The sequence below is a fragment of the Ornithinimicrobium cerasi genome (assembly GCF_003702705.1).
Lineage (GTDB): Bacteria > Actinomycetota > Actinomycetes > Actinomycetales > Dermatophilaceae > Ornithinicoccus > Ornithinicoccus cerasi.
This window is the reverse complement of the sequence record NZ_QZMN01000010.1, coordinates 19,081-44,607: the sequence shown is the minus strand read 5'-3', so window position 1 is coordinate 44,607 and position 25,527 is coordinate 19,081. Positions and strand designations below refer to the sequence as shown.

17 protein-coding genes are annotated in these 25,527 nt (G+C 74.2%); 4 read left to right on the top strand and 13 right to left on the bottom strand.

What is annotated here, in order from left to right:
- Positions 1 to 33 precede the first annotated feature (33 nt).
- Together D4B81_RS12485 and D4B81_RS12480 are read right to left on the bottom strand one after the other, a co-directional pair.
- Positions 34 to 1,128, bottom strand: a complete 1,095-nt coding sequence (locus D4B81_RS12485) for a trans-sulfuration enzyme family protein (RefSeq protein WP_122262943.1) — start codon at positions 1,126 to 1,128, stop codon at positions 34 to 36.
- Between the two features lie 66 nt (positions 1,129 to 1,194).
- Positions 1,195 to 1,752 (bottom strand): CGNR zinc finger domain-containing protein, encoded by a 558-nt coding sequence (locus D4B81_RS12480; protein ID WP_122262942.1) that lies wholly within the window; start codon positions 1,750 to 1,752, stop codon positions 1,195 to 1,197.
- A 110-nt stretch (positions 1,753 to 1,862) separates the two neighbouring features.
- On the opposite strand from D4B81_RS12480, the gene D4B81_RS12475 reads away from it, so the two are divergent.
- Positions 1,863 to 2,891, top strand: a complete 1,029-nt coding sequence (locus D4B81_RS12475) for an EamA family transporter (RefSeq protein WP_122262941.1) — start codon at positions 1,863 to 1,865, stop codon at positions 2,889 to 2,891.
- Positions 2,892 to 2,931: 40 nt separating this feature from the next.
- Here D4B81_RS12475 and D4B81_RS12470 read toward each other — a convergent pair whose 3' ends face one another.
- Complete coding sequence (locus tag D4B81_RS12470; protein ID WP_122263018.1) at positions 2,932 to 3,423, bottom strand: MarR family winged helix-turn-helix transcriptional regulator; 492 nt, start codon at positions 3,421 to 3,423, stop codon at positions 2,932 to 2,934.
- Between the two features lie 92 nt (positions 3,424 to 3,515).
- Here D4B81_RS12470 and D4B81_RS12465 point away from each other — a divergent pair, with 92 nt between their 5' ends.
- Positions 3,516 to 4,088, top strand: a complete 573-nt coding sequence (locus D4B81_RS12465) for an NADPH-dependent F420 reductase (RefSeq protein WP_122262940.1) — start codon at positions 3,516 to 3,518, stop codon at positions 4,086 to 4,088.
- A gap of 98 nt (positions 4,089 to 4,186) precedes the next feature.
- Here the strand turns inward: D4B81_RS12465 and D4B81_RS12460 are convergent, their stop codons facing one another.
- The 8 genes from D4B81_RS12460 to D4B81_RS12425 form a co-directional block, all read right to left on the bottom strand.
- A complete protein-coding gene (locus D4B81_RS12460; protein ID WP_122262939.1) occupies positions 4,187 to 5,695 on the bottom strand; it encodes a S10 family peptidase in 1,509 nt (502 codons plus the stop codon).
- 48 nt (positions 5,696 to 5,743) lie between these two features.
- Positions 5,744 to 7,450, bottom strand: a complete 1,707-nt coding sequence (gene ptsP, locus D4B81_RS12455) for a phosphoenolpyruvate--protein phosphotransferase (protein ID WP_237565978.1) — start codon at positions 7,448 to 7,450, stop codon at positions 5,744 to 5,746.
- Positions 7,451 to 7,456: 6 nt separating this feature from the next.
- Positions 7,457 to 7,726, bottom strand: coding sequence for an HPr family phosphocarrier protein (locus D4B81_RS12450; protein WP_097188612.1), 270 nt, complete (start codon positions 7,724 to 7,726; stop codon positions 7,457 to 7,459).
- Positions 7,727 to 7,780: 54 nt separating this feature from the next.
- A complete protein-coding gene (locus D4B81_RS12445; protein WP_122262938.1) occupies positions 7,781 to 9,931 on the bottom strand; it encodes a PTS fructose transporter subunit IIABC in 2,151 nt (716 codons plus the stop codon).
- A 67-nt stretch (positions 9,932 to 9,998) separates the two neighbouring features.
- A complete protein-coding gene (locus D4B81_RS12440) occupies positions 9,999 to 11,006 on the bottom strand; it encodes a 1-phosphofructokinase family hexose kinase (RefSeq protein WP_122262937.1) in 1,008 nt (335 codons plus the stop codon).
- On the bottom strand, positions 11,003 to 11,767 hold the full coding sequence (locus D4B81_RS12435; RefSeq protein ID WP_122262936.1) for a DeoR/GlpR family DNA-binding transcription regulator: 765 nt from the start codon (positions 11,765 to 11,767) through the stop codon (positions 11,003 to 11,005). Before D4B81_RS12435 ends, D4B81_RS12440 begins: the two co-directional genes overlap by 4 nt.
- 141 nt (positions 11,768 to 11,908) lie before the next feature.
- Positions 11,909 to 13,132, bottom strand: coding sequence for an MFS transporter (locus D4B81_RS12430; protein WP_122262935.1), 1,224 nt, complete (start codon positions 13,130 to 13,132; stop codon positions 11,909 to 11,911).
- A 2-nt stretch (positions 13,133 to 13,134) separates the two neighbouring features.
- The gene (locus D4B81_RS12425) at positions 13,135 to 14,280 is read right to left on the bottom strand and encodes a type III PLP-dependent enzyme (protein WP_122262934.1); all 1,146 of its coding nucleotides are present in this window, start codon (positions 14,278 to 14,280) and stop codon (positions 13,135 to 13,137) included.
- An 89-nt stretch (positions 14,281 to 14,369) separates the two neighbouring features.
- Here D4B81_RS12425 and D4B81_RS12420 point away from each other — a divergent pair, with 89 nt between their 5' ends.
- Positions 14,370 to 16,433, top strand: coding sequence for a M3 family metallopeptidase (locus tag D4B81_RS12420; RefSeq protein ID WP_122262933.1), 2,064 nt, complete (start codon positions 14,370 to 14,372; stop codon positions 16,431 to 16,433).
- Positions 16,434 to 16,627: 194 nt separating this feature from the next.
- On the opposite strand, the gene D4B81_RS12415 is transcribed toward D4B81_RS12420, so the two are convergent.
- Complete coding sequence (locus D4B81_RS12415) at positions 16,628 to 18,709, bottom strand: elongation factor G (RefSeq protein ID WP_122262932.1); 2,082 nt, start codon at positions 18,707 to 18,709, stop codon at positions 16,628 to 16,630.
- A 160-nt stretch (positions 18,710 to 18,869) separates the two neighbouring features.
- On the opposite strand from D4B81_RS12415, the gene D4B81_RS12410 reads away from it, so the two are divergent.
- The gene (locus D4B81_RS12410; protein ID WP_122262931.1) at positions 18,870 to 22,136 is read left to right on the top strand and encodes an efflux RND transporter permease subunit; all 3,267 of its coding nucleotides are present in this window, start codon (positions 18,870 to 18,872) and stop codon (positions 22,134 to 22,136) included.
- A 23-nt stretch (positions 22,137 to 22,159) separates the two neighbouring features.
- Here D4B81_RS12410 and D4B81_RS12405 read toward each other — a convergent pair whose 3' ends face one another.
- Positions 22,160 to 25,492, bottom strand: coding sequence for a S8 family serine peptidase (locus D4B81_RS12405; protein ID WP_161965153.1), 3,333 nt, complete (start codon positions 25,490 to 25,492; stop codon positions 22,160 to 22,162).
- Positions 25,493 to 25,527 lie beyond the last annotated feature (35 nt).

Here is a 25,527-nt window from a genome sequence, read left to right as displayed (position 1 = left end):
GCGAGGGCTGCTGCCCCACGACCCGGACCCCTCTCACCCCGCGGCCCGGAGGGCCTCCTCGAGGTCGGCCCAGAGGTCCTCGACGTCCTCCACGCCGACCGAGAGACGGATGAGGTTGTCCGGGACGGTCCCGGCCTCGGGGGCGTGCCTCCGGCGCCGTTCGAGCTGGGACTCCACGCCGCCGAGGCTGGTGGAGTGGGTCCAGAGCCGGGCCGCCGCGCAGACGGCCTCGGCGGCGGCGGCGCCGCCGTCCACCTCGACCGAGATCATCGCCCCGAACCCCGGGTAGCGCACGTGCTGGACGGCCGGGTGCTCCTCGAGCCGGCCGACGAGCACCTCGGCGCTCGCGCTCGCGCGCTCGAGCCGGACCGAGAGGGTGCGGATGCCGCGCAGCACCAGCCACGCCTCCATCGGGCCGGGGATGGCGCCGTGCAGCGAGCGGTAGGTGTGCACCCGCTCCTGGAGGGCGACCCGGTCGGGCGCGACGACGACCGCGCCGAGGAGCACGTCGGAGTGGCCGGCGAGGTACTTCGTGGCCGAGTGCACCACCGCGTCGACGCCCCAGCGCAACGGCTGCTGGCCCAGGGGGGTGGCGAAGGTGTTGTCGCAGACGACGAGGGGGCGGCGCGCGCCGTACCGGGCGAGCAGCCCGCGCATCACCGCCGGGACGTCGGTGAGCTCCATCATCGGGTTGGTGGGCGACTCGAGCATGAGCAGGTCCGCGCCCTCGCAGGCGGAGACGATGCCCTCGACGTCCTCCGCGTCGACCGCGCGCACCTGCAGGGCGCCCGCACCCACGCGCTCGGCGAGCAGGGCGGTCGTGCCGCTGTAGACGTGCCGGGGCACCACGACGACCCCGGCCGCGGGGACCGTGCCGACCACCGCCGCGACCGCGGCCAGGCCGGAGGCGAAGACGCGGGCCACCCCGCCCTCGAGCGCCCCCAGCACCTCCTCCAGCGCCTCCCAGGTGGGGTTGGAGACCCGGGCGTAGCTGACCTCCCCGTCGGCGACGTAGGTGGAGGTGAGGGTCACCGGCACGTTGACCGGAGCGCCGGGGGTCCGGTCCGGTCGGCCGAGGGCGACGACCTGGGTCGCGGCGCGGGTGCCGTCGTGCTGCGCGAACGTCATGGCGCAACGCTGCCACAGGTGCGCGCGCCCCGGGGTCGGGCCCTCCCGGTCACGGCCCCGGAGACGTCAGTCCTCCCCGCCGGCGGCCTGCCGCTCGCGGTAGGCCGCCGCGGCCATCCGGTTGCCGCACGTCGTGGAGCAGAAGCGGCGCGAGCGGTTGCGCGACAGGTCGACGTGCACGTCCTCGCAGTCCTCCGCCTCGCAGGTGCGCAGCCGCCGCAGCTCACCGGCGCGCAGCACGTCGGCGAAGGCCATCGCGGCCTCCACGGCCATCCGGGTCGCGAGCGGGGCGTCGTCCGGGGTCGCGTGCAGGTGCCAGCCGAAGTCGTCGTGGTTCACCAGCCGCGGCAGGGCGCCCGCCTCCGCCAGCAGGGTGTTGCACTGCGCGGCGAACCCCTCCTCGTCCAGCTCCCAGAACGCGGCGAGCCGGGGGCGCAGGTCGCGCACCTCCGCCAGCTCGGCGCGGTCGCGGGCGCGTCTGCCCGACCAGCGCCACGCCCGCACGAAGGCGTCGAGATCGTCCACGGTGGCGAGCTCCTCCACGTCACCAGGGCGGCGGACCGACGTGTTCACCAGCCCCGCGGCCCCCTGCAGCGCGATCTCCGTGTCATGGGTGAAATGCATCTTGACTCCTGACCTGGGTCTCGGCTAACGTCATGGACGTCAACGTCTGACACCCATGATCACATGTCGGGCGCGCCTGCGTCGCCCGCCGCACCCAGGAGGAGGCTGCCATGACCTCGACCTCGACCCGGCACGTCCGGGCCACCTCCCGCCCCGCTCCCGTGAGCGCCCGGCGCGGCCTGCTGGTCGGGCTGCTGGTCGCCGTCGCCTCCGCGATGATGTTCGGCACGTCCGGCGCCGTGGCCAAGAGCCTGCTGGTCGCCGACTGGAGCGCCGGCGCAGCCGTCACCTTCCGCATCTCGCTCGGCGCGCTGCTGCTGGCGCCGTTCGCGGTCCTGGCGATGCGCGGCCGCTGGCACCTCCTGCGCAGGCCGGTCGCCTGGGTGCACCTCGGCCTCTTCGGAGCGGTCGCCGTCGCCGGGTGCCAGCTGTTCTACTTCCTGGCGGTCGAGCGGCTCTCCGTCGGGGTCGCCCTGATGCTGGAGTACCTCGGCCCGATCCTCGTCGTCGGCTGGCTCTGGCTGGCGCGCGGCCAGCGGCCGCGCCCGCTCACGGTCCTCGGGATCGGCCTGGCCCTGCTCGGCCTGCTCCTCGTGCTCGACGTGCTCGGCGACGTGCGGCTGAGCACCGCCGGCGTGCTCTGGGGCCTGGCCGCCGCGGTCGGCCTCGCGGTCTTCTTCGTGGTCGGCGCCGACGACGCGTCCGGGATCCCCTCGATCGCCTTCGCCGCCTTCGGTATGGCGATCGGCGCCGCCGCGCTCGCGCTCGCCGGGCTGGTCGGCCTGGTGCCGATGTCCTGGTCCGTGGACCCGGTCACGATGGCCGGCACCACCGTCCCGTGGTGGGTCCCGGTGGTCTGGCTGGGCGTCGTCGCCGCAGGTCTGGCCTACGTGACCGGGATCTTCGCCGCCCGGGCGCTCGGGGCCAAGGTGAGCTCGTTCATCGGTCTGACCGAGGTAATGTTCGCCGTGCTGTGGGCCTGGCTGCTCCTGGGCGAGCTCCCCGCCCCGATCCAGCTGCTCGGCGGCCTGCTCATCGTGGCCGGGGTCGCCGCCGTGAAGGCGGACGAGCGGCCCGGCGACGACGTGGGGACCCTCGAGGTCGAGCCGGTGCCCCTGCCGGCACCCGATCGCACCTGAGCACCCGACCCTCATCGGGCCCCTCACCCACCCGGAGGGGTCAGGCGGGCGGGCGGCGGTACTCGTGGGTGAGGACTCCCTCGGGGTCGAGCCGCTCGAGCATGGCGTCGGCCACCGAGCCGAGCTGGCCGACCTGCTCCTCGTCGAGCTGGTCGAAGACGAACCGGCGGACCGCCCCGACGTGACCCGGGGCGGCGGCGACGAGCACGTCATACCCCGTGCCGGTGAGGTGGACGCGCACCGAGCGGCCGTCCTCGGGGTCGGGTGAGCGGTCCACGAGCGAGCGGTCGGCCATCTTGCGGACCACGTGCGAGAGCCGCGGCAGCGTGGCGTTGGTCCGGGCGGCGAGCGCGCTCATCCGCAGCGTGCGCTCGTCAGCCTCGGAGAGCATGGCGAGCACGTAGTACTCGAAGTAGGTGAGGTCGGCGCTCCGGCGCAGCTGGGAGTCCAGGGCGGCGGGCAGGAGCTCCATCACCGCCTTGAGCCGGACCCACACGTCGAGCTGCTCGCCGTCGAGCCATTCTGTGGCCATGGTCACACCCTAGCCGCCACAAGTTGTGGGAACAACCTTTCCCTCTAGTGGGTTACTTGTAGTGACAACCACCCGAACAGAGAGGCTCCCTCATGAGCAACGTCACCATCATCGGCACCGGCAACATGGCGCAGGCGATCGCCGGCATCGTCACCCGCGGCGGCGGCAGCGCCCAGCTCCTCGGCACCGAGGACCAGGGCAGCGCCGTCACCGGCGAGATCGTCGTGCTGGCCGTGCCCTTCCCCGCCGTCCGCGAGGTCATCGCCCAGCGTCCCGGGCAGCTGGACGGCCGGATCGTCGTCGACATCACCAACCCGCTGAACTTCGAGACCTTCGACTCCCTCGTCGTCCCGGCCGACTCCTCGGCGGCGCAGGAGATCGCGGCGCAGCTGCCCTCCTCCACCGTGCTCAAGGCCTTCAACACCACGTTCGCGGCCACCCTGGCCGGGAGCGTCGGCCCGCTGACCACCACCGTCCTCATCGCCGGTGACGACACCGCAGCCAAGGAGCAGCTGGCCGCGGTCGTGCGCGCGGGCGGTCTCACCGCGATCGACGCGGGCGCACTCAAGCGCGCACGCGAGCTGGAGGCGGTCGGCTTCCTGCAGCTGACGCTGGCCGCGACCGAGAAGATCTCCTGGACCGGCGGCTTCGGGGTCGTCGCCTGAGCGACGGGCCGCGCGGCGTTCCGCCGGACGGGCACGATGGTGGAAGAGGGGCTCATCCGCCCTGGACCGCACCCGATGTGCCCGTCCGGCGAAACGCGTCAGCCCGGCGTCGCGGCCCTCCGCACGAAGTCGGTGATCCCCTCGGCCTCCTCGGCGCGGGTCGCTGCGCCGACGTAGGGCATGTGCCCCGTCTCGAAGTAGGCGTGCTCGATCCGGTCGAGCGCGCCGTCGGGCAGGCGCAGGTGGGCCACCGTGTCCTCCGCCGCGCCGTAGGGGGTGGCGAGGTCGTAGTAGCCGTACTCGATCCGGACCCGCAGGTGCGGGTTGGCGCGCATCACCCGCTCGAGCTTGTCGGTCACGTTGACCGGCCGCCCCTCGAACTCCTTGTAGGACCAGTGCTCGATCGCGTCGGAGAACACGGCGTAGGGCAGGTCCAGCTCGGAGCGCAGCTCCCCCCGCAGGTAGTGGTGGATCGCGGCTGCGTAGGGGCCCATGATCATGTCGATCGAGGGGTCGGCGTCCATGTTCTCCGCGATCCCGGAGTGGAGCAGCCCGGTGATCCGGCCGTCGATCCGCCCGACGGTGCGGCCCTCGTCACGCAGCAGCTCGGTGCAGAAGCGCCAGTGCTCGGGACGCAGGTCGCACCGCTCCAGGTAGTCCTCGGACAACCCGGTGAGCGCGGCGAGCCGCGCGCGCACGTCATACCTCTCCTCGGGGGTGAGGCGGTGCCCCCGCCCCAGCGCCCAGCGGTAGGTGCTCGCGGCGTAGTCCTCCGCCTCGGCGAGCACCTCACGCAGCTCCCGCCCGGGGTGCTTGCCGTGGTAGTGCGCGATCGCGGCGTAGGTGGGCAGGTAGGACAGGCACGCCTCGTCGTGGCGCAGGAAGCGGAAGTCCTGGCTGCCGAAGTCGAGCACGCTGGAGACGAGGACCAGCCCGTTGAGCTGCATCCCGAAGCGTTCGAAGAGGTGCTCGGCCACCGAGACCGCACGGGTCGTGCCGTAGGACTCGCCGCACAGGAACTTCGGGCTCATCCAGCGGTCCTCGCGCGTGCACCACAGCCGGATCAGCTCGCCGACCTGCTCGACGTCCTTCTTCCAGCCGTGGTAGTCCTTGGCCTTCCCGCCCTCGACCACGCGCGACAGACCGGTCGACATCGGGTCGATGAAGACCAGGTCGGTCGCGCGCAGCACCGTCTGCGGGTTGTCGAGGAGCGCGTAGGGCGGCGGCGTCGGCTCCCCCGGCTCCCCCGCGTCGACCACCCGCGGGCCGAGCACGCCTAGGTGCAGCCACACCGAGCTGGACCCGGGCCCGCCGTTGAAGACGAAGGTGATCGGGCGACGGGCGCGCTCCTCCTCGTCGTCGGTGTCGAGGGTGTAGGCCGTGACCGCTAGCTCGGCGCGGGCCTTCCACCCCTCGAAGACGTCGTCCTTGACCTCCTCCTCGCGCAGCACGACCCGGCCGGTGCGGGCGGTGTAGGACAGCTCGCCGTCGACCGTGCTCAGCGTGTGCGTGGTCTCGACGAGCAGGTCCTGCGGCTCGGGGCGGTCCTTCTCCTTGGCGTCAGCGGCGGTCGCGGCGGTCGGCGCGGGGGTGGCGTCAGCGGTCATGGGTCAGGACTCTAGGCGCCACCCCGCACAGACCGTCCGGCCGACGTCTCAGAGCAGGGCGGTGAGCTCGGCCGACGCGGCTGCGCGCACCGCGTCGTGGGCCTCGCCGGCCGTGCGCGCGGTCCGCGCGAGCTGGGCGAGCTGCCGGCACTGCGGCAGGGTATGGCGTGCCAGCGCCAGTCGGACGAGGGGCACCTTGCCCGGCGCCATCGACAGGCTGGACGCGCCGAGACCCACGAGGACGAGGGCGAGCAGCGGGTCGCCGCCGGCCTCGCCGCACACCCCCATCGGACGGCCGGCGCGGCCGGCGCCCTCGCAGGCGGCGGCGATGACGTCCAGGACCGCCGGCTGCCAGGGGTCGAGCAGGTCGGACAGCTCGCCCTGCATCCGGTCGGCGGCCATCGTGTACTGCGCGAGGTCGTTGGTGCCCAGCGAGCCGAAGTCGCAGTCGCGCAGCACGTGCTCGGCGCGCAGCGCCGCCGCCGGGACCTCGATCATCACGCCCGCCTTCGCGAGGCCGTTCTCGCGCACCCGCCGGGAGAACCAGTCGGCCTCCTCGGCCGTGGCCACCATCGGCGCCATGACGCGCACGTCGGCACCGGTCTCGCGCGCGGCGACCGCGAGGGCCTCGAGCTGGGTGTCGAGCAGGTCGGGGCGCTCGGCCGACAGCCGCAGACCGCGGCGGCCGAGGGCGGGGTTCTCCTCCGGGCCCAGGTCGGCGAAGGCCAGCGGCTTGTCGGCGCCGGCGTCCAGGGTGCGGACGACCACCCGCCGCGCGCCGAAGGGCTCGAAGACCTGGCGGTAGATCTCGACCTGCTCCTCCAGCGTCGGAGCACGATCGGCGGAGAGGAAGACGAACTCGGTCCGGAAGAGCCCGACGCCCTCGAGGTCCTGGGCTCCCGCGTCGACGGCGTCCTCGACGCCACCGATGTTGGCCAGCAGCGCGACGGCGTGGCCGTCCCGGGTGGTGCCCGGACCGCCCGACCCGGCGAGGGCGGCGGCGAGGCGCTCCCGCCGCACGCCCAGGGTGGCGAGGAGCTCCTCGCTCGGGGCGACGACCACCTCCCCGGCGTCGCCGTCGACGGCCACGACCGTGCCCGCGGCCAGGGTGGTGGCGCCGGGGACCTGGACGACAGCGGGGATGCCCATCTGCGCCGCGAGGATCGCGGTGTGGCTGGTCCGCCCGCCCGCCTCGGTGACGATGGCCAGGACCATGGCGCGGTCCAGGGTGGCGGTCTCCGACGGCGCGAGGTCGTGCGCCACGACCACCGACGGCGTCGTCAGCTCGGGCACGCCCGGGACGGGCACGCCGAGGACGTGCGCGAGGGCCCGCGAGCCGACGTCGCGCAGGTCGGTGACCCGCTCGGCGAAGTAGCCGCCCAGCGCGAGGAACTGGGTCGCGAACTCCTCGATCCCGGCGTGCACCGCGCCTGCCTTGCCCACGCCCTTGGCCAGGTGCTTGCCGACCGCCTTGAGCAGCGACCTGTCCCGCGCGATGAGGACCGCAGCCCGAAGGATCTGCTGGGCCGTGTCGTCGGCGCGGGCCGCCCGCTCCTCGAGGTCGAGGGCGGTCGCCTCGAACGCCGCCTTCACCTCCGTCAGCGCGGCGTCGGCGTCGGTGGTCGGCGGCTCGTCGGCGGGGGCGCGCACCGGCGGGGCCACCTGGACCACCGGCCCGGACGCGGTCCCGGGGCTGACCCCGATGCCACGGCGGGTCTCGGTGGCGAGCGCGGCGGGCAGGTCGGGGTCAGCCACCGGGGATCACTCCGCGTCGAGGTCGGTCGCGAGCAGGGCCACGAGCTCGTCCAGCGCCGCGTCGGCACCGTCCCCCTCCGCGGTGAGGACGACCTCCTCGCCGTGCTTGGCCCCGAGGGCCATGACGCCCAGGATGCTGGTCGCGTCGACGGGGTCCTCGCCGGGCCGGGCGATCTCGACGTCCAGCCCGCTCGACGAGGCCTTCTCGACGAACAGTGCTGCGGGACGGGCGTGCAGACCGACGCTGCTGGCGATGGTGACGGTGCGCTGGGCCATGGTGGCTCCTCCTTGGGTCGTGCTGACGATCGTAGGGGCAGGGTGGGGCAGAGGTCAGGCGGTGGCGACGCTCTCCACGGCCGCGAGGCTGCGGTCGCGGGACTTCAGCGCCACGATGAGCGCCGTGGTGATCGCGACCCCGACGACGAGGGCGAGGACGAAGCCCAGGAAGTTGCCGATGAGCGGCAGCACCCAGATGCCCCCGTGCGGCGCCCGGAGCGTGGACCCCATGCCCATGACGATCGCGCCGGTGACGGCCGAGCCGACGAGCGAGGAGGTCATGATGCGCACCGGGTCGGCCGCGGCGAACGGGATCGCACCCTCGGAGATGAACGACGCGCCGAGCAGCCACGCCGCCTTGCCGTTCTCCCGCTCCGGCTCGGTGAAGAGGCGGGGGCGGACGGCGGTGGCCAGGGCGCAGGCGAGCGGCGCGACCATGCCCGCGGCCATGACCGCCGCCATGATCGTCAGCTGCGGGGCGTCGGTGGCGGCGCCGACGCTGGCCAGGCCGGCGGTGGCGAAGAAGTAGGCGACCTTGTTGACCGGGCCGCCGAGGTCGAAGCCCATCATCGCGCCGAGGATCAGCCCGAGGATGATCGCGCTGCCGCCGGCCAGGCCCTCGAGCCAGCCGTTCAGGCCCTCCATCAGGGCCGCGATCGGGCGACCGAGGATGGTGATGAAGATGCCGCAGGTGAGCAGCGTGGACAGCAGCGGGGTGACGACGACCGGCATGACGCCGCGGACGCCCTTGTGCACCTTCCACGAGGAGACCCAGCGGGCGAGGAAGCCGGCGAGGAAGCCGGTCGCGATGCCGCCGAGGAAGCCCGCGTCCATCTGCACCGCGACCGCGCCGCCGACGATGCCGGGCACCAGGCCCGGGCGGTCGGCGATGCCGAAGGCGATGAAGCCGGAGAGGATCGGCACGAGGAACCCGAAGGCCGCCCCGCCGATGACGAACAGCAGCGCCGCCCACGACATGAGGCTCAGCGGGTCGAAGCTGGTGCCGATGTTGGTGGCGTCGTCGGCGGTGAGGTTGTACTGCACCACCTCGATCGCGCCCTGCTCGCCGACCGCGAGCTGCGCCAGCATGAACCCCAGGGCGATGAGGATGCCGCCGGCGGCGACGAACGGGATCATGTAGGACACGCCGGACATCAGCCACTGGCGGATCTTGGTGCCGACGCCGACCGTGCGCTCGTCGGCCCCGGCCGGGCGGTCCGCCGCGGCGGCCAGGGCGGCCCGCTGACGCTCGGGGTCCTCGCGCCACTGGGCGGCGAGCCGCTCGGCCTGGCCCACGAGGGCCGGGCCGTCGGAGATCGCCTTCTTGACACCCACGTCGACGACCGGCTTGCCGGCGAACCGGCCCTTGTCCTTGACCTCGAGGTCGTGGGCGAAGATCACGGCGTCGGCGGCGTCGATCTGCGCCTGCGGGATCGGCGTCGAGCCGGCGGAGCCCTGGGTCTCCACGGTGATCTGGTGACCGGCGTCGCGCGCGGCGCGCTCGAGCGCCTCCGCGGCCATGTAGGTGTGGGCGATCCCGGTCGGGCAGGAGGTCACGGCCACCAGCTGCAGCGCGCGGGTCCCCCCCTCCTCCGGGTATGCCGTGCCGCCGGCCGTCTGCGGCGTCGCCGCGGGAGGGGCGGGGGTCGCAGGGGTCGCGCCGGCGCCGGTGGTGGCGGCGGTGGCGGCGGCCGAGGTGGCGGCGGCCGGGGTGGCGCCGGCGGCGGGGCCGGCGGCGGGCGCGCCGGTGGCCGGGGTGTCGAGGGAGACCTCCTGCTCGACGATGCGCACCACCTCGTCCTGGCTGGTGGCGGCCTTGAGGGCGGCGCGGAACTCCTTCTTCATGAGCGCACGGGCCAGCTTGGGGAGCATCTGCATGTGCGCGTCACCGCCACCCTCGGGGGCCGCGATGAGGAACACGAGGTCGGCCGGGCCGTCCTTGGCGCCCCAGTCGATGCCCGCGTCGGCGCGGCCGAAGACGAGGGACGGCTCGGTGATGGCAGCGCTGCGGGCGTGCGGGATGCCGATGCCGCCGGGCAGGCCGGTCGCCATCGTCTCCTCCCGGGTGCGCACGTCGGCGAGGAACTGCGCGAGGTCGGTGCAGCGGCCGGTGCGCACGAGCGTCTCGGCCAGGGTGCGGGTCGCCGCGTGGCGGTCGTCCGCGGCCAGGTCGAGCACGACCTGGTCGGCGTTGATCAGAGACATGGAGGTCACTCCTTCGAGGGTGCGCGGGGGGCGCGGGTGGGTGGGGGCTGGAGGGGGGTGTCGAGGGTCAGCGGAGGGCGGTGGTGAGGTCGGGGTCGGGCGTGAGGACGGCGTGCACGGCGGCGACGTCGGCGGCGGTCGGCACCGCGCTCCCGGGCAGGGCGACGGCCGCGCTGCCCCAGCGGACACCGGCGGCGAGCGCGTCGCCCGCACCGAGCCCGCCGTCGAGGGCGTGGAGGACGCCGGCGAGCAGGCAGTCCCCGGCGCCCACGGTCGACAACGGCACGGCGACGGCCGCGCTGGCGTGGGCGGTGCCGTCGGGTCCGACGACGAGCGCCCCGTCGCCGCCCAGGGAGACGACGACCCGGCCGACGCCGCGCCGGACCAGCTCCTGGGCCGCCCGCCCCACGTCGGCGAGCGTCGGCAGCGCCGCCCCGACGAGCTCCTCGAGCTCCTCGAGGTTGGGCTTGATGAGGTCCGGCCCGGTCTGCACCGCCGCGGCGAGCGGGGCGCCGGAGCTGTCGACGGCGACGCGCGCACCGACGGCCCGGGCCCGCTCGACGAGCATCGCGAACAGCTCCACCGGGGCGCCGGGCGGCAGGCTTCCGCAACCGACGACCCAGCCGGACGACGACCCGTCGCCCGCCGCGGTGCCGGTGGAGGTGGAGGTGGAGGTGGAGGTGGAGGTGGCTGCGACATACCCCTCGACCGTGCGGGCGAGGAGCGCCTCGACGTCGGCGTCCGTGAGGCTTGGCCCCGGCTCGTTGACCTTGGTCGTGGTGCCGTCGGGCTCGAGGAGGGCGACGTTCATCCGCAGGGTCCCGGCGACCGGGACGGTGAGATGGTCGACGCCGGCGGCGCGGAGCAGCTCGACCATGAGCGCCCCCTCGGGGCCACCGGCCGGGAGCACCGCGAGCGTCCGCGAGCCCTGGGCCGCGATGGCGCGGGAGACGTTGATGCCCTTCCCGCCGGGGTCGACGCGGCTGGCGCTGGCGCGGTTCACCTCGCCGTGCAGCAGCTGCGGGAGACTGATCGAGCGGTCGATGCTGGGGTTGGGGGTCAGCGTGACGATCATGCGAGCACCACCTCGGGGCCGTCGTCGGTGCGGAGCTCGGCGAGGTGGTCCTCGTCGAGGTCCTCGTCGGTGATGACGAGGTCGAGGTCGTCGAGCCGGGCGAACCGGTGCAGGTGCACCTCGCCGACCTTGCTGGAGTCGGCGAGCACGATCCGGCGCCGGGCGGCGCGGACCATGGACTCCTTGACGTCGGCCTCGGCCTGGTCCGGCGTGGTCAGGCCGCGGGCGATGTCGAGACCGTTCGTGCCCAGGAGGGCGACGTCGGCGCACACCCCCTCCAGGGCCTCCCGGGCCCAGCGGCCGACGGTGGCGCCGGTGCGCTGGCGGACGTGACCCCCGAGGACGAGGACCGAGACGTCCGGGAGGGCGCTGAGGACGGCGGCGTGGGCGTAGGAGTTGGTGATCACGGTCAGGCGCGCGTCGTGCGGGAGCAGCGCGGCGAGGGCGCCCGTCGTGGTGCCGGAGTCGAGGATGAGCGTGCCGTCGTGGGGCAGCTCGTCGAGCGCGCGGACCGCGATGCGGTGCTTCTGGTCCGAGAGCCGGGTGGCGCGCGTCGTGACGGCCGGCTCCAGCTCGACGCGCTCGACCGGCAGCGCCCCGCCGTGGACCCGGCGCAGGGTCCCGCGCCGCTCCAGCGCGGTGAGGTCCCGTCGCACGGTCTCGGTCGTGACGCCGAGCTCATGGGCCAGGGCTACGACCTCGACACGGCCGGCCGTGCGGGCCTGCCGGGCGATGTGCTGCTGCCGCTCCTGTGCGTACACCGGTGCTCCTCGTCGTCCACCTCGGCGTCCCGACGTGATCGTCGGGTCTGCTGGGACGAGTCTGGACCACAGGAAACCTCAGAGTCAAGAGTAAATCAACATTTTTTTCTGTTGTTTCGGTGTTGCCCGACCGTGCCGCCCTCAGGCGCCGGGCCGGACCACCTCGCGCACCGGTGAGAGCTCCCGGCCGTCCCGACCGCCGGCGGGCGCCCCGCGTCGGAGCACGTGCACGACGAGCACGGCGAGCACCCCCGCGGCGAGGACGACCAGCGTCGGACCGCCCCCGACCAGCCGTGCCACGGGCGGTGCGAGCAGCGAGGCCAGCAGGGCCGCCCCGATCATGGCGGCGTCGCCCAGGCCGAGCACGCTGGCCCGGACGTCGTCGGGGACGCGCACCTGCAGCACGGCCGTGGCGGCGGCCTCCGCGTGCACGGCCGCCGCGCCGACGAGCGCCAGCGGCCCGAGCGCCCAGACCACCGAGGGGGCCGCCGCGGCGAGCACGAGGCCGGCACCGACCAGTGCCAGACCCTGCCGCACCCGCTGCGCCGCGTCCCGACCCAGCGGCGCGAGCAGGGGCCCGCCGAGGGAGGAGAAGCCCAGGACCGCCGTGGCGATCCCGTAGGCCACCTCGTCCGTCCACGGTGCCGACCACCCCTCGTGCGCCCCGACGAGCAGGGCGACACCCGCACCGGCGAGGGCCGCGTTGAGGACGGCGAGGACGCCGACCGCCGAGCGCACCTCGCGGTCGGCCCGCACCACGGGCCACCACGCGACCGCCCCCCGCACCGCGGACCCGCCCGCGCGCCGGGGCGACGCGAGCGGCATACCGACCCGGGTCATCAGCGCGAGCGCGAGCGCGGTGCCGCCGACCGCGGCGGGCAGCACCAGCCCCGGGAGGGAGAGCAGCAGGCCGCCGACCGCGGGTCCCACCACGAACGACGCGACCTCGACGGTGACCACGACCTCGGTATGACGACCGGTCCAGCCGCGCAGGCCCGCGCCGCCCGCCACGGTGGCCGGGTAGGCGGGCGTCGCCACGGCCACCGCGAGCGTGCACGCGAGGACCGCGGTGGTCAGCGACCCGGCTGCGACCGCCCACCAGGCGCCGGCGAGCAGCGCCAGCCGCAGCACCAGGGTCACCCGCACCACCCGGTCGCGCGCCCAGCGGTCGGCGAGCGCCCCGGCCCACCACGAGCACAGGACGTAGGGCAGCATGCGCGCCGCGCCGGCGACGCCCAGGAGCAGGGTCGACCCTGTCTCCTGCCAGACGAGGACGAGCAGCAGCGGCCAGGGCAGCGACATGGCCGTGGCCGCGAGGGCGTGCGCGGCGATCAGCCTGGCGGCCCGACCCTGCACCGTGCTCATGCTCACCAGCGCCCGTCGCCGAGCAGGACGGTGGGCAGCGGCGGGAAGCCGTTGAAGCCGACGGTGGAGTAGCAGGTGGTGTAGGCACCCGCGCCGTGCAGCCGGACCTCGTCCCCCTCCGCGAGGTCCAGGGGCAGCTGGACCTGCTGGTAGAGCACGTCGACGCTGTCGCAGGTGGGGCCGGCGAGGACGCAGGGACCCGTCGGGCCGCCGTCGCGGTTCGTCGTGACGGGGTAGCGGATCGCCTCGTCGAGCGTCTCGACGAGCCCGGTGAACACCCCGGCGTCGAGGAAGACCCAGCGCGTCCCGCCCCGCTCGACGACGTCCACGACGGTGCTCACCAGCACCCCCGCGTCCGCGACGATGCCGCGGCCCGGCTCGACGATCGTGCGGGGGACGTCGTCCCCGAAGACGGCCGTCAGCGCCGACCGGATCACCTGGCCGTAGCTGCGCACGTCCGGCTCCTGCCCCGACAGCCGGGCCGGGAACCCTCCGCCCAGGTCGAGGGTCCGGGGGTGGAGACCCCGCCCGCGCAGGGCGCCGAACACCCGGGCCGCGGCCGCGATCGGCTGCTGCCAGGCGGTCGGGTCGTTCTGCTGCGACCCCACGTGGAAGCAGACCCCGGCCGCGTCCAGGCCGAGCTGGTCGGCCAGCGTGAGCACCTCGACCGCCTCGGCGACGCACACGCCGTACTTGCGCGACAGCGGCCAGTCCGAGCCCTCCCCGGAGGTGACGAGGCGGCACAGCACGGAGGTGTCCGGTGCGGTGGCGGCCACCTTGACGACGGCCTGGGGCGAGTCGACGACGACCAGCCGGACCCCGAGCCGGGTCATCTCCTCCAGGTGGGCGCGGGCGACCACGGGGTTGCTCAGGACGAGGTCCTCGGGCCGGGCGCCCGCCGCCAGGCAGGCTCGGACCTCCGCCGGGCTCGCCACGTCGAAGCGGGCGCCGGCGAGGTGCAGCACCCGCAGCAGGACCGGGTCGGGGTTGGCCTTGACCGCGTAGTGCACCGCCGTCCCGGGAAGGGCCGCCGCGAGGCTGCGGTAGGCCGCCACCGCGGCCGGCACGTCGAGGTCGAGCCGCGGGGTGGGCCCGGTGGGGATCGTGGCCGTCGCCGGGGCCTGCGGGGTGGTGGTCGTGAGGGTCATAGGTCGTCAGAGGGGTTGACGCAGCGTCAGATACGCCCCGCCAGCCGGAGCGACGGGCCGACGTGGGGCCTCTGTGCTGGGATGGGGGGATGACCAACCCTCTCCTCGCGCCCTCGACGCTGCCCTTCGCCCTGCCGGACTACGCCGTCCTGACCGACGAGCACGTCCGCGAGGCGGTCGCGGCGGGGATGGCGCAGCAGCTGGAGGCGCTGGCCGTGCTGGCCGCCGACCCCGCTCCGGCGACGGTGGAGAACGTCCTGCACGCCTGGGAGCGCAGCGGACTGCTCCTGGGACGGGCCTACTCCGCCTTCTGGGTGGCGCGGTCCGCGGACACCAGCCCCGAGCGGGACGCCCTGACCGCCGAGCTGTCGCCCCGGCTGGCCGCGCACAGCGACGCGATCATGCTCGACCGCGGGCTGTACGACCGTCTGGTCGCGCTGCGCGAGCGCGCCGACGCCGGCGAGGTGACCCTCGACGAGCAGGACGAGCACGTCCTGACCCGGCGCCTGCAGGACTACCGCCGCAGCGGCATCGACCTGCCCGGGGACGCCAAGGAGCGGCTGCGCGCGATCAACGCCGAGCTGGCCACGCTGTCCACCGCGTTCGACACCGCGCTGACCGCCGGCCGGGCGGCCGCCGCCGTGCACGTGACCGACGAGGCCGAGCTGGAGGGGCTGGGCGAGGACGACCGCGCCGGGCTGCGCGAGGCTGCCGCGGCCCGCGGCCTGGAGGGGTGGCTGGTGCCGGTCGTCAACACCTCCGGCCAGCCGCTCCTCGGCTCTCTGGCGCACCGCGGCCTGCGGGAGCGGCTCTACCGGGCGTCGGTGGACCGCGGCCTGTCGGGCGAGCACGACACCCGCGAGACGCTGGTGCGCGTGGCCCGGCTGCGGGCCGAGCGGGCCGAGCTGCTGGGCTACCCGCACCACGCGGCCTACGTCCACGAGGTCTCCTGCGCCGGATCGACCGACGCGGTGAACGACATCCTGGGCCGGCTCACCCCGGGCGTGGTCGAGCTCACCGACCGCGAGGCGGACCGGCTCGCGGACCACCTGGCCGGGACCGACCCCGGTGCCACGCTCGAGCCCTGGGACTGGCAGTACCTCGCCGCCCGGGTCAGCGCCTCCGGGGCCGACGGCTTCGACACCGAGCGGCTCAAGCCCTACCTGGAGTTCGAGCGGGTGCTGCAGGAGGGCGTCTTCGCCGCGGCGACCGCGCTCTACGGCCTCACCTTCGTCGAGCGGCCCGAGCTCGTCGGCTACACCGACGAGGCGCGCGTCTTCGAGGTGCGCGAGGAGGACGGCGGCGTGCTCGGCGCCGTCGTCCTCGACCCCTGGACCCGCCCCACCAAGAAGGGGGGCGCCTGGATGACCTCGCTCGTCGACCAGTCGCACCTGCTGGGCGACCAGCCGGTCGTCACCAACACCTGCAACGTGCCCCCGCCCGCGCCCGGCTCGCCCAGCCTGATGACCTGGGACAACGTCATCACCCTCTTCCACGAGTTCGGCCACGACCTGCACGGGCTGCTCTCCGACGTGCGCTACCCCTCGCGGTCGGGCACCTCGGTCCCCCGCGACTTCGTCGAGTTCCCCAGCCAGGTCAACGAGATCTGGGCGTGGGAGCCGAGCCTGCTCACGGCCTACGCCCGCCACCACGCCACCGGCGAGCCGGTGCCGGCGGACTGGGTGGACTCGCTCGTCGCGAACCGTCAGGAGAGCGGGCGCGACACGCTCGAGCTGCTCGCGGCCATGCTGCTGGACCAGGCCTGGCACCAGACGCCGCTGGAGGATCTGCCGCACGACGGGTCCGGCGTCGAGGCGTTCGAGGCGGCGGCGCTGGAGCGGGCCGGCGCGGCGCACCCCCTCGTCCCGCCGCGCTACCGCTCGGCCTACTTCCACCACATCTTCGGCGGGGGGTACGCCGCCGGCTACTACTCCTACCTGTGGTCGGAGGTCATGGACGCGGACACCGTCGCGTGGTTCCGGGAGCAGGGGACTGCGGACCAGCCGGGAGGTATGACGCGCGCCGCCGGCGAGCACTTCCGTCGCGAGCTCCTGAGCCGGGGAGGCTCCATCGAGGCGCTCGAGACGTACCGGCGGTTCCGTGGCCGCGACCCCGAGGTGTCGTACCTGCTGGCGCGGCTCGGCCTCGGCTGACCTCGACCACCACCCCGCCTGCCTGCCCTCCCCCGCGCCCCTTCTCCCAACTCACAGGCACCTATCGTCACAAACGCTGGATGCATCCTGCGCCGAGAAGGCGTTTCCGCCTGTGAGTGCCGGGCGGCGGGGGGCCGTCGGGCCGCGGCGGGGGGTCAGTCGGGCGGCGGGGGGCCGGTCGGCCCGCGCGGCGGTCAGCCGGTGAGCTCGCGGGCCAGGCTCGCGGGCAGGTAGTCGTACCGGGCGAAGCTGCGGGTGAAGGTGCCCGAGCCGTGCGAGACCGAGCGCAGGTCGATCGGGTAGCGGGACAGCTCGTGCTGGGGAACCTCGGCGCGCACGACGGTGTGCCCCTCGAGCTCGGCCGGCTCGGTCCCCTGGACCTGGGCCCGGCGGCCCCGCAGGTCTGCCATCACGGCACCGACGTAGTCGTCACCGACCACGACCTCGACGAGGTCCACCGGCTCCAGGAGCGAGACCGTGGACTCGTTGGCGGCCTCGCGCAGGCCGAGGGCGGCGGCGGTCTGGAACGCCATGTCGGAGGAGTCGACCGAGTGTGACTTGCCGTCGGTCAGGGTGACGCGCACGTCGACGCACGGGTAGCCGGCGAGGACGCCCTCGGCCAGCTGGTTGCGCAGGCCCTTCTCCACCGACGGGATGTAGGCGCGCGGCACCGACCCGCCGACGACCTTGTCGACGAACTCGAACCCGGCGCCCCGCTCCAGGGGCTCGACCTCCAGCTGGACGACGGCATACTGCCCGTGCCCGCCGGACTGCTTGACGAGGCGCCCCTGCACGGAGACGGGCCGCACGAACGTCTCTCGCATCGAGGTGCGGACCGGCTCGGTGGTGATCTCGACGTGGTGCCGGTCGCGGAGCCGGACCAGGACGTCGTCGACCTGGGCCGGGCCGAGGGTCCAGAGCACCAGCTGGTGGGTCTCGGCGTTGCGCTCCAGCCGCAGGGTGAGGTCCTCGGCGATGAGGCGCTGCAGCGCCGTCGCGAGCTTGTCCTCGTCCTTGGTCCGGGCTGCCTGGATCGCCACCGGCAGGAGCGGTTCGGGCAGCAGCCACGGCTCGACCAGAGCCGGCCGGTCCATCGAGGACAGCGTGTCGGAGGTGCCCGCGCTGGACAGCTTGGTGACGAGCACGATCTCGCCGGCGCCGGCCGACTCCCGCGGGGTGGTGCCACCGGGGACCGGGCTGCTGAGCTGGCCGGGGCGCTCGTCGTCCTCGTCGTGCCCGGGGTGGCCCTCGACCTCGTGACCGACGACCCACTCCAGGTGCCCGCTGACGTGCAGGTGCGCGTCGGCGGTCAGGGTGCCGGAGAAGATGCGGACCAGCGAGAGCCGGCCGACGTAGGGGTCGGTCGTGGTGCGGATGACCTGGGCGACGAGCGGCCCCTCCGGGTCGGCGGCGAGCTCGCTGAAGGCGCCGCCCTGGGGGGTCATCACGGCCGGGAGCCAGGCGCGGTCGGGCGAGGGGAAGGCGTGGACGATGAGGTCCAGGAGCGCCGGGACGCCGACACCGGTCGGCGGGTTGACGGGCACGATGGGGAAGAAGCGCGCGGTCGCGACCGCCGTGGCGAGGTCGGCGCGCAGGCCGTCGAGGTCGAGCTCCTCCCCCGCCAGGTAGCGGTCGAGCAGACCCTCGTCCTCGGACTGCTCGATGACGGCCTCGACGAAGCCCCCGCGGGCCTCCTCGACCCGGACCCCCTCGTCCTCGGTCAGCGGCCGGGTCTGCCCGCTCGCGTCGTGGGCGACCTGCTCGAGCAGGTCGAGCACCCCGGTGAGCGACTGCCCGTCCAGGACGGGCAGACCCACCGGCACGGCCTCGCCGAGCACACGGCGGCACTCCTCGACCACCTGGTCCCAGTCCGCCCGGGCCAGCTCCAGCTGGGTGACCGCGACGGCGCGGGGTATGCCGACGGCGTCGCACTCGCGCCACAGCATCCGGGTGGCCTCGTCGATCCCGCTGCCGGCCGCGACGACGAAGAGCACCGCGTCGGCGGCTCGCAGGCCGGCGCGGACCTCACCGACGAAGTCGGGACGGCCCGGGGTGTCGACGAGCGTGACGACGGTGCCGGTCGGCTCGTGCACGGTGCTGACCACACCGACGGCGGCCGAGGCCTCCTCGGCGTCCCGGACGTGCCCCAGCTGACCCGTGCTGAGCTGTTCGACGAGGGCGCTCTTGCCGGTCCCCTGCGGGCCCACGAGCACCACGTTGCGGATCGCGGCGGGCGTGCCGGGGGCGCTGAACGAGGACGCGACGGTGCGGTTCATGGGGCCAAACCTACGCCTGCCTCACAGGCCCGTTCCAGGCTGGTCGGGCACCATCTGCAGCGGCCGGACCCGAGCGGACCGGCTGTCATACTGAGCCGTCACGCGGACGGGGCGCGGGGGTCCTCGCCCCCGGCCGGTCACTTGAAGCCGGAGGGCCTGCATGTCCCGCCTCACCCTGTTCAGCGTGCGCAACCGCGCCCTGGTGGCGCTCACCACGCTGTTCGCCGTGCTCGCCGGGTTGTGGTCCGCGGGCGCCCTGCCGCGCGAGCTCTTCCCCTCGCTGCAGTTCCCGGTGCTGGTGGTGGCCACGCCCGCGCAGGGCTCCAGCGCCACCGTGGTCGAGGAGCAGGTCACCCGGCCGGTCGAGATCGCGGCCCAGGGCCTGCCGAACGTCGTCGAGGTGCAGTCCACGACGGCCGAGGGCTTCTCCTCCGTCATCGTCGAGCTCGACTACGGCACCGACCTCGGCTCGGCCCAGACCGACCTGCAGCGCGCGGTGCTGGCCCTCCCGGACCTGCCGGACACCGCGACCCCGCAGATCTTCGCGGGCAACCTCGACGACTTCCCGATCATCCAGCTCGCGGCCGTGGGGGGCGACGGGGTCGACGAGCAGGACCTCGTGGACCGTCTCGAGCGGCTCGTGGTGCCCGAGGTCGAGGACGTCGACGGGGTGCGCGCGGTGACCCTGTCCGGGGTCGCGGACCGCGTCGTCACGGTGGACCTCGACGAGGAGCAGGCGGCCGAGCTGGGCGCCTCCCCGACCGCGGTCGGCCAGGTGCTGCAGACCAACGGGGTCATCCTGCCGGGCGGCCGGGTGCTCGACGGCGACACCGAGCTCCCCGTGCAGGTGGGCTCGCGCCTGGCCTCCGCCGAGGAGATCGCTGCGCTGCCGCTGCTGACCCCGCAGGTGGCCGCCCGGCAGCAGGCGGCCGCGCAGCAGCAGGCCGCCGTCGGGGAGGCGGGGCGGGCCGCGGACGACGCCGCAGCGGCAGCAGCCGCCTCACCCACCGACCCCCAGCTCGCCGCCCAGGCCGCAGCGGCGGCCGCCGCGGCCGAGCAGGCGCAGGCTGCGGCGGAGGAGTCCGGCGAGGTGGAGGTCCCCAGCCTCGGGGACGTCGCGGAGGTGACGCTGGAGGAGCGGGAGGCCACGGCATACACCCGGACCAACGGCCAGCCCAGCGTCGGCCTGGCGATCACGAAGACCCCGGACGGCAACGCGGTCGAGATCAGCCACGCGCTGGAGGACCTCGGCCCCGAGATCGGCACCGCGCTGGGTGGCGGCGAGCTGATCACGGTCTTCGACGGCGCGCCCTTCATCGAGAAGTCGATCGAGGACCTGGCCACCGAGGGGCTGCTCGGGCTCGGCTTCGCGATCCTCGTGGTGCTGGTCTTCCTGCTCTCGGTGCGGCTGACCCTGGTGACGGCCCTGTCGATCCCGCTGTCGCTGCTCATCGCGCTGATCGGTCTGCAGGTGCTGGGCTACAGCCTCAACATCCTCACCCTCGGCGCCCTGACCATCGCGGTCGGCCGCGTCGTGGACGACTCCATCGTCGTCATCGAGAACATCAAGCGCCACGTTGCGCGCGGCGACGAACGACGCACCGCGGTGGTCGAGGCCACCCGGGAGGTGGCCGGGGCGATCACCTCGGCGACCGTCGCGACGGTGGCGGTCTTCCTCCCGCTGGGCTTCGTGGGGGGCCAGGTCGGCGAGCTGTTCCGGCCCTTCGCGGTGACGGTGTCGCTGGCGATGCTGGCCTCGCTGCTCGTGGCCCTGACGATCATCCCGGTGCTGGGCTACTGGTTCCTCGGCGGCGGGCAGGGGCGGCACGGGCAGGCGGTCGCGCCGGGGTCGGCCGAGGCCAGCGACCGTCCCGACCGCCTGCAGCGGGCCTACCTGCCGGTGCTGCGCGGGGCGCTGGCGCACCCCTGGATCACGGTGCTGCTGGCCGCCGCCCTGCTGGGTGGGACCGGGTGGACGGCCACCCTCCTCAAGACCGACTTCATCGGCGGCTCCGGCGAGAACACCCTGCAGGCGACGCTGCGGATGCCGACCGGCACCACGCTCGCGGACACCGACGAGCAGGCGGCGCAGGTCGAGGACTGGCTCGCCGGGCGCGAGGACGTGGGGTCCTACCAGGTGACGGCGGGTTCCCCCGGCGGCATCGAGGCGGTCTTCCTCGGCAGTGGCGCCAACACCGCCACCTTCGCCGTGACACTCGAGGAGGGGGTCGACGGCCAGGCCTTCGGCCGCGAGATGACCGCCGCGTTCGAGGAGGAGCTGCCCCCCGCCGCGAGCTTCGTCGCGCAGGCCGGGCAGCAGCTGGGGGCGACGGGGCTGGAGGTGCGGGTCCAGGCGCAGGACGCCGAGGACCTGCAGGCCGCCGCGGCGGACGTCACCGAGCTGATGCGGGCCGCCGGGGCCGCCGACGTGACCAACAACCTCACCGACACGGTGCCGGCGCTGCGGGTCTCGGTCGACCGGCAGGCGGCGTCGGAGGCAGGCCTCAGCGAGGTGCAGCTGGGCCAGGTCGTCCAGGCGGCGACCGGTGGTGCCACCGTGGGTCGGGTCGAGCTGGACGGCTCCCCCACCGACATCGTCGTCCGGCAGGGGGACGCCGCGGACGTCGCCGCCCTCGAGGAGCTCGAGGTCGCCGCCACGGCCACCGGCGAGCCGGTGACGCTCGGGGAGGTCGCCGACCTGGAGACCGTCGACGAGGCGGTGAGCATCACCCGGATCGACGGCCTGCGCGCCGCCACGGTCACCGCCCGACCGACCACCGACGACCTCGGCGCGGTGACCGCCGACCTGCAGGACCGGCTCGCCGGGCTCGAGGTCCCGGCCGGCGTGCAGGTGGAGCTGACCGGCGTGAGCGCGGACCAGAGCGAGGCCTTCTCCGCGCTGTTCCTGGCGCTGGCGGCCGCGATCGCGCTCGTCTACCTGGTGATGGTGGCGACCTTCAACTCGCTCGTGCAGCCGCTCATCCTGCTCGTCTCGGTGCCCTTCGCTGCGACGGGGTCGATCGGGCTGCTGCTGCTCACCGACAAGCCCCTGGACGTGGCCTCCATGGTCGGGATGCTCATGCTGGTGGGCATCGTGGTGACCAACGCGATCGTGCTCATCGACCTCGTCAACCAGTACCGCGCCCGCGGGCTGGAGCGCGGCGTCGCCGTGGTCGAGGGTGCCCGGCACCGGCTGCGGCCGATCGTCATGACCGCCCTGGCGACGATCCTCGCACTGTCCCCGATGGCGCTGGCCGTGACGGGCGGAGGGGCCTTCATCAGCCAGCCACTGGCGATCGTCGTCATCGGCGGCCTCGTCAGCTCAACCCTGCTGACGCTGATCCTCGTCCCGGTGCTCTACGAGCTCGTCGAGCGCGGGGCCTCGTGGGCGGGCGGACTCGGTCGGCGAGGCGCCGCCGGTCAGTGACGGTCAGTGTCCGTCGCTGCCCGTCAGCGCACGTCGATCGCGTCGATGACCGTGTCGGTCACCCTGGCGTCGGCCGTCCACGCCTCGGCCCTGACCGAGATGGTGCTGGCCCCGCGGGGAGCGACGACGTTGACGTGCCGGCTCCCGCCGGAGCCCTTGACCGCGACCTCCCGCCAGGACCTTCCCTGGTCGCCCGACACCCACAGCCGCAGGCCCCGCACCCCTGTGGCCGGCTCACCGAGACCGTCGACGACCGACAGGTCGAGACGGACCGTGCGGGCCGACCTGTTGTGGTCGTCCATCCCCGTCGCGCCGTAGCGGACGTTGACGAGGTCAGCCAGCGCGATCCCGTCCTCGCCCGCCACGGGCGGCGCCGGGTAACGCCACTCGGTGCTGTAGGCGGTGGACCGCTGCCACTCGGGGTGGTCCACGGTGGTCTCCACCAGCGCCCGCACCGGCGTCCCGGGCTCGGGGAGCTGCTGCGTGATGGCCGCGGACGACGCCTCGTCGGCGACGAGCTGACCGTCGAACCACAGCCGGCTGCGCGAGGAGACGAGGCTGGGGTCGAAGACGGCGAACATCGCGTGCCCGTGGTCGTCGCTGGCGGCCGCGACCGCGTGGGCGAAGATCTCACCGAAGAGCGTGCCGGCGAAGCCGTCGACGCTCGAGTGGTGGTGCACCTGGTGCAGCCAGCGCTCCGTGATCCGACCGCCCGGCTCGGTGGTCCAGGCCCTCGGCGTCTCGATGACCGCCATCCCGCCCAGGACGTCGAGCATCCCGAACCACTGGATGTCCGGGCTGGCGCTGACGTACTCCTCCCGCTCGACCGGCAGCTGCACCGGCCACGCCGTCGCGAAGGCCCAGCCGCTCGAGTCCAGCGCGAACCGTCCGGACCACCCCGTCGAGCCGGCGTCCGACATGGCGTTGTAGTCGGCACTGACCTGGGTGGTCGTCTTCTTCGTGGCGGCGTAGCGCAGGACCTCCGGCAGCCGCTCGTGCTCGACGTAGGCCAGGTCGTACAGATAGCGGTAGTCGCCGGTGTCCAGCGACGCGCCAGGAGGCAGGCGCAGGTGCCGGTGCATCCAGGAGAACGCGCCGAGGGTGACCGGCTCGCTCGGCACCGCCCCGAGCGACACCGGGCCGAAGGCACCGTAACCGAGCACGACGCCGGCCATCTCCCCCTCCCGGAACAGCTGCTGGTCGGTCATGACCTGCTCGCTCCGACGTTGGGTCGTGACCGTGACCGGCACCGCCTCCGTGGCGTCCAGGTGGACCGTCACGTCCTCCCCCAGCTCGATCTCGGGGACGTTCACCGCGTCCATGCTCGTCATCTCGAACGTCTCGAGGTCGACCTCCGGCACGACACCCATCACGCCGTAGGGGCCGACCGGCAGGCGCACGGTGGCGGTGCCGTCCTCGTCGAAGAACGGGAAGACCTGCTCGAAGGTCAGACCTTCGTGCTGCCCGAGCGGGGTGACCCCCGCGCTGGCAGCCACACCGGGGCTGCCGTCCCGCGCGGTGGCGACGATCGTCAGGTCGTACATCTCCGGCTCGTTAACCGACATCACCGCGGTCCGCACCGTCTCCTCGCCACCGTCGGTGGCGACGACGGCGCCCCCGACCCGACCGGCCGCGACACCGGCTGCGGCGGGATCCACGGTCACCGCGACCTCCGCGGAGCCACCGGCGGGGACGGTCACCGCATCCGCGCCCAGGGTCATGGTGCCCTCGGGGGCCGGCGATCCGTCCTGCAGCGTGACCTCGGTGCTCAACGACAGCAGGAGGTCGTCGTCGGAGACGTTGACGTAGGTCAGGGTCTGCGTCACGGCCTCGGCGTCGGTCTGGGGGTAGGGGAAGATCCCGAAACCGAGCGCCGACGGGCTGGTGAACACCTGCTGGTCGAGCGCTGACGGCGCGAACACGCGGCCCGCGCCGACGTCGAAGACGCTCGCCCCGACGTCGACGGCGGAGGCGACGAGCACGGACTTGAGCTGCTGGCCGTCGAGGGCAGGTCGAGCCTGGGCGACGAGAGCCGCGACGCCGGCGACGTGAGGAGCGGCCATCGACGTGCCGCTGGCGGACAGGTAGGGCTCTGTCGACTCCGTCGGGTAACCGACCATCGGGGCCAGGATCTCCTCACCCGGTGCCGCGATGTCCGGCTTGGCGCCACCGTCGGAGCGCGGCCCCCGACTCGTGAACCCGGTGGGCTGGTCCGCGCTGTCGACGGCAGAGACGGTGAGCGCGAGGGCCGCGCTGCCCGGGGTGGTGACGGTGCCGTACGCGCCCTCGTTGCCGGCGGCGATGACGAACAGCACGTCGTGCGCGGCGGACAGCTCGTCCACCGCCATCGCCAGCGGGTCGGTCCCGTCGGTGTAGCCACCGGGCAGCCCCAGGCTCATGTTCACGACGTCGGCGCCTCCCGTGGCGGCCCACTCCATACCGGCGATGATCTGGCTGTCGGATCCGGAGCCGAAGTCGTCCAGGACCTTGCCGTTCATGATGACGGCGTCGGGTGCGACCCCGACGATCGCGCCGTCCGAGGCGGCTCCGTTGCCGGTGACGATGCCGGCCACGTGGGTGCCGTGCCCGTAGACGTCGTCCGGGCTGCCGGTGCCGCTGAAGTCCTCCGCCGCGACCACGGCGTCCGCGAGGTCAGGGTGCTCCGCGTCGACGCCGGTGTCCAGGACGGCGACCGTGACACCCGCGCCGGTCGCGCCCGACGCCCACGCCTGCGGTGCCCCCACCTGGGGGGTGCTGACCGCGTCGAGGGCCCGCACCGGACCGTCGAGCCACACCTTGCTGATCGCCGTCCGCGGGCCGCGGCTCGCGACCGCGGGCTGCTCGGACGCCTCCTTGACGGCCTCCACGAGCCGCCCGCGCCCCTCGGCCTTGGAGACCTCGCCAGCCACCGACCCGATGCTCCGCAGGCTCCGGCCCCGCGTGACGCCCAGGTCGGTCCAGTCCACCCCACGTGCGGGGTCGAGGCCCGACCCCGGCTCGCTGGTCTGCACGAGGACCGGGACACCGTCGGTCCCGGCGTCGTCGTAGCCGGCCGCGACGAGGCCGGTCACGTCGAAGAGTCGACGGTCCAGGCGCTCCGGGATCAGGGACGCGACGTCGTCGGGGATCACGTAGTAGTGCCCTTCCCACGCCATCCGCCGGAAGGTCGGGGTGCTGCCGTCCGCCCGGGGGGCCGGCGTCACGGCCACCTTCGTCGAGCCGTCCTCCGCCCGGGTCACCACCACCCGGTCACCGGTCACGAGGGTGACCGTCGAGGTCCCCGGCTCCAGCTCCAGCGGGTCACCCGCCGCCCGGCGCGGCTCCGGTGCCGTCCATCCTGGGTCGGCACCGCCCACGGCCGCCGTCCGGACCCCGCCGTCAGCCGCTCCAG